The organism is Lewinellaceae bacterium (genome assembly GCA_020636105.1).
Classification (GTDB): Bacteria; Bacteroidota; Bacteroidia; order Chitinophagales; family Saprospiraceae; genus BCD1.
This window is the reverse complement of sequence record JACJYL010000001.1, coordinates 55,597-68,497: the sequence shown is the minus strand read 5'-3', so window position 1 is coordinate 68,497 and position 12,901 is coordinate 55,597. Positions and strand designations below refer to the sequence as shown.

General features: G+C 43.8%; 12 protein-coding genes. 5 read left to right on the top strand and 7 right to left on the bottom strand.

All coding sequences use genetic code 11. The annotated features are described in order from the left end of the window. Positions 1-24 precede the first annotated feature (24 nt). The 4 genes from H6571_00250 to H6571_00235 form a co-directional block, all read right to left on the bottom strand. Positions 25-693 carry a DUF4918 family protein gene (locus tag H6571_00250; protein ID MCB9322146.1) on the bottom strand — a complete coding sequence of 223 codons (669 nt, stop codon included), beginning with the start codon at positions 691-693 and terminating at the stop codon, positions 25-27. Positions 694-871: 178 nt separating this feature from the next. Continuing rightward, on the bottom strand, positions 872-1,777 hold the full coding sequence (locus tag H6571_00245; GenBank protein MCB9322145.1) for a pyruvate synthase subunit beta: 906 nt from the start codon (positions 1,775-1,777) through the stop codon (positions 872-874). 44 nt (positions 1,778-1,821) lie between these two features. After that, positions 1,822-3,003 (bottom strand): pyruvate ferredoxin oxidoreductase, encoded by a 1,182-nt coding sequence (gene porA / locus H6571_00240; GenBank protein ID MCB9322144.1) that lies wholly within the window; start codon positions 3,001-3,003, stop codon positions 1,822-1,824. Between the two features lie 61 nt (positions 3,004-3,064). Then, the gene (locus H6571_00235; GenBank protein ID MCB9322143.1) at positions 3,065-5,320 is read right to left on the bottom strand and encodes a 2-oxoacid:acceptor oxidoreductase family protein; all 2,256 of its coding nucleotides are present in this window, start codon (positions 5,318-5,320) and stop codon (positions 3,065-3,067) included. 254 nt (positions 5,321-5,574) lie between these two features. Between H6571_00235 and H6571_00230 the strand changes: the two genes are divergently transcribed. The 4 genes from H6571_00230 to H6571_00215 all read left to right on the top strand — a co-directional run bounded on the left by H6571_00230 (position 5,575) and on the right by H6571_00215 (position 8,099). Beyond that, a complete protein-coding gene (locus tag H6571_00230) occupies positions 5,575-5,835 on the top strand; it encodes a hypothetical protein (GenBank protein MCB9322142.1) in 261 nt (86 codons plus the stop codon). A gap of 73 nt (positions 5,836-5,908) precedes the next feature. Continuing rightward, positions 5,909-6,565, top strand: coding sequence for an RNA methyltransferase (locus H6571_00225; GenBank protein MCB9322141.1), 657 nt, complete (start codon positions 5,909-5,911; stop codon positions 6,563-6,565). A gap of 137 nt (positions 6,566-6,702) precedes the next feature. After that, positions 6,703-7,146 carry a hypothetical protein gene (locus H6571_00220; GenBank protein ID MCB9322140.1) on the top strand — a complete coding sequence of 148 codons (444 nt, stop codon included), beginning with the start codon at positions 6,703-6,705 and terminating at the stop codon, positions 7,144-7,146. Between the two features lie 38 nt (positions 7,147-7,184). Further along, on the top strand, positions 7,185-8,099 hold the full coding sequence (locus tag H6571_00215) for a bile acid:sodium symporter family protein (GenBank protein ID MCB9322139.1): 915 nt from the start codon (positions 7,185-7,187) through the stop codon (positions 8,097-8,099). A 31-nt stretch (positions 8,100-8,130) separates the two neighbouring features. Here H6571_00215 and H6571_00210 read toward each other — a convergent pair whose 3' ends face one another. Next, positions 8,131-10,626 (bottom strand): PQQ-binding-like beta-propeller repeat protein, encoded by a 2,496-nt coding sequence (locus H6571_00210; protein ID MCB9322138.1) that lies wholly within the window; start codon positions 10,624-10,626, stop codon positions 8,131-8,133. 64 nt (positions 10,627-10,690) lie between these two features. Here H6571_00210 and H6571_00205 point away from each other — a divergent pair, with 64 nt between their 5' ends. Beyond that, entirely contained in the window at positions 10,691-11,092 is a 402-nt protein-coding gene (locus tag H6571_00205) for a DUF423 domain-containing protein (protein ID MCB9322137.1), read from the top strand. A gap of 46 nt (positions 11,093-11,138) precedes the next feature. Here the strand turns inward: H6571_00205 and H6571_00200 are convergent, their stop codons facing one another. Both H6571_00200 and H6571_00195 read right to left on the bottom strand, forming a co-directional pair. Beyond that, on the bottom strand, positions 11,139-11,645 hold the full coding sequence (locus H6571_00200) for a DUF3575 domain-containing protein (protein MCB9322136.1): 507 nt from the start codon (positions 11,643-11,645) through the stop codon (positions 11,139-11,141). Between the two features lie 93 nt (positions 11,646-11,738). Then, positions 11,739-12,836: an endonuclease/exonuclease/phosphatase family protein gene (locus H6571_00195; protein ID MCB9322135.1), complete on the bottom strand. Its 1,098-nt coding sequence runs from the start codon at positions 12,834-12,836 to the stop codon at positions 11,739-11,741. Positions 12,837-12,901 lie beyond the last annotated feature (65 nt).

Genomic DNA, 12,901 nt, shown 5'->3' with positions numbered 1-12,901 from the left:
ATGTAAAATGTAAAATGTAAAATTTTAGGGACCTTTTAACTCAAGGGCAATCTGCTCAGCAATTTCATCCCTCATTGGATACCGGTATTGCATGACCCATCGAGGATGAGGAAGGGGGCGTATTTCACCAAAAAATTGATGTTTTTTGTTGAGTTTTTCCAGATATTTCAAATTTTTGCCCTTGCCCAGACAGTAAGCCACATCGGTTTTGACATTCCATTCGAGTTGTTCGTTTATGTATCGGATGATCAGGGCTTCAAGGGCTTCCTGCAGCGGCTTTTGATCATAATAATTGATGTTCTTCCCTTCAAAGGTAAACCCTAACGGAAAGGTGGCCGTGATAAAATAATCTTTATAAAACATCTCGGGGCCGCCGTACTTTTTAATAAAATTATAAACGAATACACTGGAAACTTCAAGTCTCTTTTGAAAAGTATTATGAATATCGCAACTAGTTTCGAGGCGAATGGGATCGGTAAAAGGGATCCCGGTGATGCCTGCGCCAAATCTGCCCGGATTGATCCCAAATATCAACCGCCGGGGATGCTGATCGTTATAATACTTACCGTAAAATTGCCGGACAATGGCTTTTACCTCCGCTGTCACATATGGGTTCATGACACCAATCCCTTTGGGCACTTCGGGGGCCTGGATGCGGTTGAAAAAATCAATTACCCGGGTGGAAAAGGTCATGTGTGAGTGTTTTTTTGTTTCAAAAGTTCAAAGGGGGGTTAACATGGAGTTTTTTGAAACCCTCCCGACTTGTCTTCGATTCACTTGAACAACTTGAACAATTGGAACAACTTGAACAATTTGAACTCTTAGAACAACTTGAACAACTCAACTCTTTTAAAAGTTTCACAAAAAGCACCTAAACCACCATCGCCGCCAGGGCTTCCAGCCGTTTCCAGTTTTTATCCGTATGCTCCTGGATGTCCTCCAATATTTGTTCATTGCCGGTTTTAAAGACATTTTTAAATCTTCCCTGCAATTTCATACAGGCTTCCACCGGAACGAATTTTTCGGGCGTATAATTGATCCGGTAATCAAAATGCTCAATTTCGATCAAGGGGAACAACCTGGTTTCCACCGCCAGTCGTGCCAGCGAAATGGATTGTGACGGGTCGGTTTTATGCCCCGGAGGACAAGGGCCATCGATCATCAGCAGACGAAAACCTTTCATTTCTTTTGCCTTTTCAACCTTCCTTCGAAAATCTTCGAGAAAAGCCAGGGAGCAAGTGGCGGCATAGGGAAGATTGTGAGCCGCGATGATGCCCATGAGATCCTTGGGCCAGGTTTTTTTAAACCCCTGAGCTCCGGGACTGGTCGTCGTCATAGCACCATAAGGGGTTGCAGTACTGGTCTGTATCCCCGTATTCATGTAGGCCCCGTTGTTGTTGACAATGTACAGGATATTCTCCCCACGGGAGGCGGCTCCGGACAGGGACTGCAATCCTATATCAAAAGTACTGCCATCTCCGGCCAGGATCACTACCGGTACATCCTCCATACCTCGACGATCAAGAGCTGCCCGGACACCTGTTGCCGTAGCAGGCGCTCCGGCAAAAACCGTGTGCACAACGGTGCCTTTCAAATCATTTAAAGGATAAGGACCCGATATAATGGAAAAGCAGGAGGCTGGAAGCACATATACCGTTTTCTCGCCCAAAATACTGGCCAGGTGCCTGACTAAAAGGGACCAGCCACAACCTCTGCAACTCAATGCACCTGAGAATACTTTTTCTTCTTTTATCAAAAAATCAAATGATGGTTCCATTTATGATGGTAGTTTTTGATGGTAGATTAATGATTTCTTCCGGGTTACACCCAATTTATATACTCAGGGTTGTTTCTGGCCATGTAAATGATCTTTTCTATTGTTTCAGGTGGAACATCCTTTCCACCCATCCCGGCATAAAAATCGTGCAACCTGTACTTTTTACCGTAAAGGGTACGAAGCATTTCCTGCATAATGGCTCCCTCATTGTCTCCGATGAAATTACGCTCCACGCTGGCAATAATGGCATCTTCCGGAAGGTCTTTTAAGGCTTCGAGTACTGAATTTTTAGGAAAAGGCTTGAATAACCTGATTTTCAGCAATCCCACATCCGGGTATTTTTGAATGACGCCTCTGGCAGTAGTGGTTATGCTTGAGAGGGTCACCAGGACGATTTTGGTGTTTTTGCCAATATTCACCGCCTCCACATTGCTGTATTTACGCCCGAAATGGGTTTCAAACCTCCTGGCAATTTTTTCGGAAAGCAATTCCACTTTATTGACATCCTCCCAATAATTCATATTGAATTTCCCATAGTGTTCAGGTGGAACGAGTCCACCAAAATCTTTGGGATGGTCAGGATCAATTTCGTTTCCTTTAAGCGCCTTTGGAGGCAGGAATTCATCTACGAGATCTGCATCCGGCACCCAAATATTTTCACTGGTATGACTTTGGTAAAAGGCATCCAACACCACCAAAACAGGCAATTCCAGGGCTTCTGCCAACATATAGGACTGTATGATCGTGTCGAGCACTTCCTGAGAACTCTCCCCGTAATATTGCACCCAACCGGTATCTCTTTGCGCAAGAGAATCCGTCTGGTCGGACCAGATGTTCCACGGTATAGAAGGCCTTCCCACATTACAAGCCACCACCGGCAATCTGAAGTGAGCAATAGCATGCAACAACTCGTGAGAATAAAACAACCCCTGCCCTGCTGTGGCGGTGAATACACGCGAACCTCCCATTGCAGCTCCCATAGCCGCTGCAAAAACGGAATGTTCACTATCCATATTGATGTAGGTGGCTTCCATTTCACCCTGGGCTACCTTTTCTGCAATACTTTCAATGATGGTAGTCTGAGGGGTAATGGGATAAGCGGGCACAAAATCCACTCGACACAACTGGGCGGCTTCTGATGCCGCAAAATTCCCTTTCATGATCCTCATGGTGTGCCGTGGATATCCCTTGACCGTTTTTTTACGTTCCTGGATTTTATTTTCCATATTTACTTCTTTTCTCCGTGATCATACACGGACTGGTTTTATTTATGATTCGGGCATTTTTTTAACTTAAGCTAAAATCCATCGCTGAACAAGGACATTCTGTAACACAAATGCCACATCCTTTACAGTAATCATAATCAATTCGCATCCTGCCATTTTCATCCACATGAATAGCGGCATCCGGGCAGTAATTAAAACAATTGAAACAACTGTAACAATCTCCGCAACTCAAACAGCGGGAAGCTTCGTCCACCACCTCATCCGCCTGCAGAGACTCCAGCACTTCCGAAAAATCATTAAAAATATCCTTTGGATAAAAGACCTTATTGTCATGTCTGGCCGACGGCAGGTAGTATGTATAATTGATGTCTTTGGGCAAAACGACTTCCGGAAGCACTTCCTCGTGACTGTAAGGTTGTTTCTGCAAAAAAGCATGCACCTCTTCCGCCACTTTATTCCCGCTACCAATGGCTTCGGCAACCGTTCCGCCCCAGGCCATATCTCCCGCACAGAAGACGGGGACTCCGGCCTGAAATTCGATTTGCCCCTGTTGCGGCATAATGGGTCTTCCATTGAAAACATAATCGTCAAATCTTTGACCTATGGCCGAGATGATGCGATCCACCTGAATAAACCTTTCAGAACCTTCCATACGAACCGGCCTCCTTCTCCCCGAAGCATCTTTTTCGCCCAGTTCCATGCCTATCAGCCCGAGTTCGAAGCGGCCATCCGCTTTTTTGGCCACAGAAACAGGCGCAACAAGAAATTCAAACTGTACATTTTCGTGACGAGCCTCTTCCACCTCCTGCGCAATGGCCGGCATTTGCTCACTGGTGCGCCGGTAATAAATGGTAGGTTTGGCTCCCAGCCTCAGCAAGGTTCTGGATACGTCAATGGCCGTATTCCCTCCGCCGATCACGGCAACTTCTTCTCCTTTTCTGAGGCCCTTTTGATCGCCAAATAATTTAAAATCCCTAAGAAAATCAATGCCATCAGTGACGAGATCCTCATTATCGAGGTACATGGATGAACTGACATGCGACCCCACCGCGGTGATCACGGCATCAAAACTATCGGCTAATTCAGCCACTTTTTTACGCTGATTCAAAAGAATCTCCACCCCTGCTTTTTCGATATTCCTGATTTCCCGGTTGAGAATTTCATCGGGTAATCTGAATTTGGGAATACCCGTTCGCATCATGCCTCCCGCTTTGGGTAAAGCCTCAAAAACGACCGCCTGATACCCTTTACTGCGCAGCCGTAAAGCAGCCGTAAGACCCGCGGGGCCCGATCCAATGATCGCGATTTTTGCTTCCCGGGTAACCGGAACAGCGGTTATTTTTCGTGCCGTCATCCTGTCCCCCAGGAAACGTTCTATTGCCCCGATATTAAGCCCCTCGTCAAGAGGATTCCTGTTGCAATTTTGCTCGCAGAAATGGGGACAAACCCTACCGCAAATGGAAGGAAAAGGATTGTGTTCATGAATTACCTCGAACGCTTCATCAAATTTATGGGCTCCGGCCAGTTTTACAAATTCACGAACCGAAGTGCCGGCCGGGCAGTTATCAGTACAGGGAGGCGTTTTTGTAGTGTAAGAAGGAGTCAGCAAGCGCCAGTTTCCCGTTTTGTTCTTTGACATAGGGTCTTCCCAAACAGGCACCTTGTATTTCGGATCGTTGCCCCCATTGTTGTCCTTAGAAAATACAGGCTGTTCATAACCGGCTTCCTCATTCGTATTGAGGGCTTCCAATAAAAGGTTGTTGCTGTTTTCAAGCCCCAAAACACTGTCGTAAGCTATTTGTGAGGATTTTATGTTGGCTTCGGGTTTAACCGGCACATTTGCGGCAACCACTTGTTTCGCTATGGTGATATCAGCGTCAAGGATACGCATGATTGCACCAATCATGGCCGCATTGACGATGGGCAGGGATTTACTACCAAGGCCCAGATCCAGCGAAATCTGGGTAGCTGGTACGGCATAAACGTTATCACACTGCCCCACAAATGCCTTGATAGGTTTGGAGGTATTCAGCAAAAGGGATCCCCCATTTTTTAGCCCGTCAAAAACAGGCACCTGATCGAGAAGGGATTCATCAAAGACAATGATAAAATCGGGATGATAAACATTGCTCCGGTTGAGAATCGCCTTCCTGGCTATCCTTAGGAATGCCTGAATTGGAGCCCCCGTCCTTTCCACACCGAAAGCAGGAAAAGACTGTACCTCATAATCACCGAGTTGGCTGAATATTTTGGCAAGTACTTCAAAAGCGGTTACCATTCCCTGGCCGCCGCGCGCATGGCCTCGTATTTCTAACATAATTTTACTTTTTAAAATCAGTAAAAAATTATGTCAGGGTCAATAGAATGTCTTTTGGTTCGTTTTTACAATACGGCAACAGAACAATTAACATACTGGGTGTAAATAAGCGAAATTTATTACCGTAGAACCTTTTTCAATACTCTTAAAGTTACTATAAATTTTTCAGATTTAAAAATTTTAGCCTAAAATTATTAACCATTATTTTTGGTTAACTTTGTTCTTTGAATCCATAACCTGCGAATCAATTTGTTATGTTCCAAAGCATTATTCCGGTTTCGAAAAAAGCCTTGAACACTTATGAATCCCTCAATGCCTCAGCCATTGCCGAAAAACTTGATCTGGCTACCACCGTTTACTCTTTGTGGAAAACGGTTCCATTAACCCTCCGTGTTAAAATGATCAGGAACATCGCCTGGGCCCTGAGGACAGTTCCATCCAGATACGCCTCCTTAATGAGGCAGAAAATGGGTAAACTAAAAGGTGAGGCCGAAAGGGATTCCCTGAGTTGGTAAATATTAAATCTGTGGTAGTAAATACCTGATCCTGGTTAAATTTGGTAAGTTAATAAAATGGAGAAAGAACATGATGACAGATGAAAGAATAAAAAGATTTAAAGAGGTTGCCTCAAGGCGACAACCCAATCTTACGGTGATCCTGGAGAATGTGCACGACCAGCACAATATCGGGGCAGTATTACGGAGTGCCGATTCCGTTGGCATGAAAGAAATTTTCGTACTGTATTCGGAGCCGGAATTATCTATAAAAAATATTGTGCTCGGAAAACGCACCTCTTCGGGGGCAAGAAAATGGGTGGATGTTCATTTTTATACGGATCTCAAAGCTTGTTTTGAACACGTTCGAAGTAATTATGACCTGATCCTCAGTACTCACCTTGAGGGAGAACCCAAATCCATATACGATCTCGACCTGACCCAATCGGTAGCCCTTTTATTCGGTAATGAACACGATGGCGTTTCTGAGGAAGCCCTGAAACATTCGGACGGGAATTTTATCATCCCTCAGATGGGAATGGTTCAAAGTTTGAATATTTCAGTCGCTTGTGCGGTAACTTTATACGAAGCCTTTCGCCAGCGGCTCGAAAAAGGGTTCTATCATGACAACAAACCTTTACCTGAAATCGAACAGCAAGCGCTTTTCGAAGAATACGTAAAACGACATGAAAGTAAAGCCACCCGCAAAAAAGCGTTTAATCAGGATTGGCGTCAAAACGTCGAAGAATAAGATAACTCGGTCGGTAAGGATGACAAAGTGAAAAGAAAATTATTATTTTTCCCTAACTTTGTTTTACCAGGCGGAACTCTATGAGGGATTTTTTTTGTTTTAATCATATAGTTCTGTTAAAATAAACGATAATTACTATGATAAAATCTGCAATTAAAATCGCGCTTCTTTTAGTCGTCGGCATCGTCGCCTATAATTTATTTTATGGTTCCGAAGAGGAAAAAGAGCAATCCAAAGAGATCATTTCCGATGTTAAAGATTTTTCAAAATCAGCATGGAACCTGCTGAAAACTGAACATCAAAAATTCAAAGACGGTAAATACGATGAGGCCGTGGACAACATTGAATCCGGGGTGGACAAGTTGAAGGGCATTTATTCTTCGCTAAAAGATAATGCCAAAAAAGTGAAAGACAGTGGTTTACTTGACCAGTTGGATAATCTTGAACAAAAACGGGTAGATCTCGAAAAGAAACTTTCGGAGAAAACTCCAGACAGCTACGATCAAAAAAAAATCCAGGAGGACTGGAAAAAGCTGCTGGATGATACGCAAAACGTAATGGATGAAATTGAAAAAAAATAAAGCATCCATCCTTTGCAACGAAATAAATCAACTTTAATATGACCGGTATTGATGCCATCCGTATTAATTTCAATCCGGATCAACTTTTTTTGCTGAATATATGTCTTGGTTTTCTGATGTTCGGGGTAGCCCTGGACCTTAAAAAAGAAAACTTCCTGTACATTTTCAAACACCCCCGCATCGCGTTGATCGGAATGAGTTCGCAATTCATTATTTTGCCGATATTATCAGTGATCCTGATCCTGATATTGAGGCCGCCTACCAGTATTGCCCTGGGAATGGTTCTCGTGGCTTCCTGTCCGGGAGGTAATGTCTCCAATTTCGCGGTACACCTTTCAAAAGCCAACGCTGCGCTTTCCGTTTTACTGACTTCTATTTCCACTTTAGCGGCCATAGTGGTTACGCCTTTTTATTTCCGGTACCTGAGCATTTTCATTCCCGGCACAGAGGTTTACGCCCAGGAACTCCATGTGAACCCACAAGACATGGCCGGCACGATTATCAGGTTGATTGTGGTTCCTTTAATCTTCGGCATGTGGATCAACAGCAGGTTTGAAGACTTTACGCAAAAGATCAAAAAACCTGTCCGGATACTTTCGATGATCATTTTCCTAAGTTTTGTGGTATTTGCCATTTACGGGAACTTCGAGAACATCAAAAACTATCTTCACCTGGTATTTTTTCTCGTCCTGGTGCATAATTTTATGGGGTTGAGTGCAGGGTACTATTGGGCCAAATTATTCCGCTTACCCAATACAGATGCACAGGCCATCTCATTGGAAACCGGCATACAGAATTCAGGGCTGGGCCTCATTCTGATTTTCAATTTCTTTAACGGCCTGGGCGGAATGGCCATGGTCGCCGCCTGGTGGGGGGTATGGCATCTGATCTCTGCTTTCAGCCTCGCTATGCTCTGGAAACGACGGAACAGTCTGGCAAAACAGAGGAGTTAATGGGCGATTATTCCCCCTCCTTTAGCTCGCTCTATCTGACTGCATATACTTCTGATCCGTTCACCAAAATATAGAAAATTTCCCTGCAATTTTCATTCCAGGCCATGGTAAAAGGTTGATTACCCGCCAGGGGAAATTTCATATTTACCGAACCGTCGGGATTCAGGAGGTATACCTTTTTGGAAGGAGCAGAGAAAACACCCAACGCAGCCTTGTTTTGACACAACGGATCCAATCCAAAAATCCCGGTGATTTCCACGGGTAATTCAACTTCAAAATGGATAAAAAAGCGATCCGATTCATAACCGCTTAGGGAGATATTTTGCCCGCTGGAAGCCAGGTAATCCATTCTTTCATCCCCGGTAAAATCAGCAAAAACAAAATTCATTCTTTTATTATTCCCGCACTTTAGCCGAAGATTGAAATGGGTTCCATCCGGATTGACCACCAGGATTTTTCCTGCATCATTCCCGGCTACAATGCGGTTTATCCCCTGCATTTTTGAGCTGGGATCGAGTTGATAAAAAGGTGGGGAAGAAAATGATCCTTCTTGTGGAATGGGTGGAAAAACGGGAGTTCCAAAACGGTCCAGCACAAGCAATTGTGGCAAGCTATCCAATGTAAAAATATAATCGTTCCCTCCATATTGAAAATGATCAAAAGGGAACAATACCTGGGCCTCAAGCACTAAAGGATTCCAGCCTACAATCGGAATTCCATTATATTCAAAACCAAAAATTTTATCCCCGCAGGGAACAAAAAACGAAAAACGTCCATTGTGCTCAAAATCAACAAGTGTTATGGCCTGGGTGGACACTTCCTTAAGCATTATCGGGAACCCGGGTAATTCATCTCCCGAAAGATCCAAAGCCGAAACGTTATGGGCTGTATTGAAAAACAGGACTGTTTTTCCTTCCACGACTCCATGCTGAATTTTTCCAAGCATTGGCCCCTCCAGTTGTTTTTCCCATAAAATCGTCCCTGAAAGGTCAAGTGCGTATAAAATATTTTTCTGGTCCAGAATGAAAATACGGTCTTTAATGAAAACAGGCGGGGAGATAGCTTCTGCCTGGAGCCTGGTACTCCAGACCTTCAGACCCGGCAGGTTTTTAGTTTCCTCAGCTGCTGAAGTCATGCCTTTGATCTCGATAGCATTCCTTTGGGAATCCAATTCTGAAAACAGAAGCGTCATCCTCATTTGTCCATACGCCAAACGCAAGGATTCATTTGAAAAAAGATCCCCCAAAAAGGAAGCTTCAAATAATGAAACTCCGCACATTTTTGGCGTCCCCTTCCCCAGGCTGGCCAGTAAGGCTTCGTCTTTCATCCTGGTATTGCCGACGATAATATCCTCTAATATCAACTCCAGTTCCTGTGCTGATCCAGCAAATACTACACAATCTTCCAACATTACGTAAGCAAGCAGGTCGGATCCATCCTCATCGTTCCCTGGTAGTCCAAGGAAGAGATCTTTACCGGTAATCGGATGAATTGTAAACATTCCATAATCATAAGGCGCTCCGGCGGGCATTTCTTCTCCCAATTCGGCCATTAAGGATTCTGCAAGGGCTTTATCTGAAATGTTCAAAACATAACCATCGGTTTTTATTCCATGCTGAGTTACCGATTTAAACACCCCAATTTTATGTCCCATCCACGGCAGGATCAATCTTGAAAAGGTGGTGGAATCTCCTTGTTTCCTCATACGGGCAAGATCCAAATTCAGCAGCATGAGTTGTCCGCTGCGAAAAGGCATTCGTTCCAGCATTCCGGAAAAATGGTCAAGAGAAGTTGATTGCTGAAGAGCAGGAAAACCATTGCCTAATCCGGCAGTCGCTGTAAAGTAAAGGCTGTCCGGCTCCTGCCAGTTAAAGATCAGCGTTTCAATCTTTTCTTCGAAGTGTTTAAAAGCCGCTTCCCCAGCCAGGGAAAGTTGTCCGGCAAACAAGGCAGGCAGCCATTTTGGTTGAATGTAAATGGTTATCCCTTCCTGGTCGGGTTGGTAAACAAACGGCCCGATACTACCTTCCCTGATCTGGTCCAGCGCAGCCTCAATCGGGAAGGCTTCTGAAGAAAGCAACAACAGGTTTTTGTGAAAGGCAACGGAAATTTTTTCTTTGCCCGAAACAGCATAAATCTCCTTTCCCTTATAATGGTATAGGGTAAGTTCTCCTCCCTGCAATGCCTTCATACGAGAAAGAATATCCTTTTGGTTCAGGCTGCCAGAAATATCCAATATCAGTAACCCGGTAGTTCGGTCAGGCACAAAAACGGCTGGTTTATCCGCCAGATTCATGCCCAAATTCAAGCTTTCCAACCGCAAAAGACAATCCTTCATGCTGGACTTTTCCGGCAAAAGGCTGTCTAAACGATTGAATTTTTTCAATTTTTCAAAAGCCCCGGCATAAACCACCACCGCCGAATTTTCGGGTATTGCTGACAAGAGTTGTTTAGGCTTGTTGCCACAATTGGTCAAAATAAAAACCCAAAGCAGGGAAAGCAAACCGAATCCGAATAAATTTTTCATCTGTGAATCTTATGTCCGGCCCGAATTTAATACATTTGTATATTATAACAACATACGAACAATTATGAGAAAGACATTTTTTAAAATCGGGGTATTGTTTGCTCTTTTTGCCGTGATCTTTGGCGCATTTGGTGCACACGCACTGAAAGAACACTTAACCCCTGAGCATCTTATTTCTTTTGAGACTGGTGTGCGCTATCAATTTTACCACGCCTTTGCCCTGATGATTATATCCTTATTGATGTATAAAAGAAAAAATAAATTTATCGATTATGCCGGCTGGCTTTTTACGGCAGGAACGATCCTTTTTTCAGGATCTATTTATTTGCTGGCCCTGAGGCCTGTGCTGAACTTCTCCGGCAGTTGGCTGGGACCGGTTACGCCTTTAGGCGGGAGTTTGCTGATCATCGGATGGGCGATGTTATTGGTTTCCACCTTCCAGGACAATGAATACAAGAGAGGGTAAAAAAGCCGTGCAGCGAAACGCTGTACGGCTAAATTTTCATTCTCGATTAAAATGCATAACCGATCGCAAGTGTAAAGGAAGGGAGAATACCTCCTCCTGAATCACTTCCGAATGAATCGGTTTCTCCTGACAGAATAGTATAAACAGGTCCAAGACCTAAATCCAGGACAAAACCTGAATCCCATACCCACTGATAGCCAACCTGGGCTCCAATAGCAATAGAGGTATACTTAAATGTATCAATACTACCGAGGTTAAAACCTGCCTGACCTTGTGCATAAAAACCTGCAGGAACAGGTTTTTTAGCATTGGTTATATAAAAACGATAAGCAGCTCCAACACCAAAGGCAGAAACGTCCAACCCAAAGAGGCTGTAACGATAATTGGCATCAATCAATACAGAAGTTTTGTCATTCAAAACTCTTTCATAAGTAGCATTGAAATTTCCAAAAGCCAGTCCGATGGGGTTGGCCTTAATTACATTGTCCTGTGCATTTAAGCCAATGGCAAAAGCTACAAATGCGAATAAAAATAATCCTTTTTTAATTTTCATTTCTAAAAAATTTGAGTTAATAAATAGGTATTTAGAGCCCGAAAGGTAATAAATAAATTTAATATAATGGTGTTAAAATATTGTTACAATTTGTTATCGCAATTTAACATTCATGCTAACAGGCTGATGATCAGAGTATAAGAAATTTAAATTTTCCGTTTGCACTTTTAACAGCTGCACATTGGGCGAAACCAGAAAGAAATCGATCAATGTCACGAAAGTCTCTCCCGCTTTATACACTTCCCTCACTTTCCTGTTTGTAGGCGTATTGGCATCAAAACACCAGGTCCAGTCCGAAGGGAGAAATCCCTGATCGATATTGGTTTGGGTATAACCCGATGTATTTCCAGGCATAAATTTATCAAATGGAAAACCCGGAGGGCACTGGTTCCAATCGCCGCCGACAATCACGTAGTGTCCTTTTTCATATTCCTCCAGGAAAAGTTTTTTCAAAAAGTCCATCTGGGCCGCTTTAAGCTCCCCTCCTTTGTCATAAGCTGAATTGTGAACATTGACGACGACGAGTTCCTTTCCTCCACTCACTTTAAAACGCTGCACGGAGGCACAACGATCCAACTGAAAAATCCGGGTAGGCCAGGCAAAAGATCCCGGAAGCTGAACCCGGTCGGAAGATTCCGGTTGAAATTTCGACCAGGACCCCAGACCGCTGTTCGTGGATCCATAGGCACGCCAGGGCTCGAAAATCGGGAGAGGCACCCAATTGGCTTTATAATTTACGGCAAAAACGGAAGCGTAACCTGGTAAAACATTCCCCACCAATTCAAACTGATTGATATAATAACTCCTTTTTGAGCGATAATCCACCTCCTGGAAAAGCAAAAAATCAGAAGAATCCCTGCGTGCAAAAGCTTCGATGCCCGCAACGTATTTGTTCACTTCCGCCTCCCCTGACCGGATCATTTTTCCATTGGAAAAAAACATACTGCCGCTGTCATAGAAAAAATTGGCCTCAGCACCCAACCCGCCGTACCCGACATTCCAGGTGGTAAAAGTCAATATACTGTCGGAAATGATTTGCTGATCAGCACTCCCTTCCACGGGAAGAGCGATAGTTCCTTCAGGCTGAAAGTCATTAACAGTACCGTACAACAAGACTCCTGCGATATACAAAAGGACCAGGCCAACCAACCCACCCACAAAGCGTGAAATTTTAAAAAATATTTTTTTCATAGAGGTGACTTTTAGATAGGTTATCGTCTCAAAAGCAAGAGTTAAATCTCTTTTCTCAAGTAATC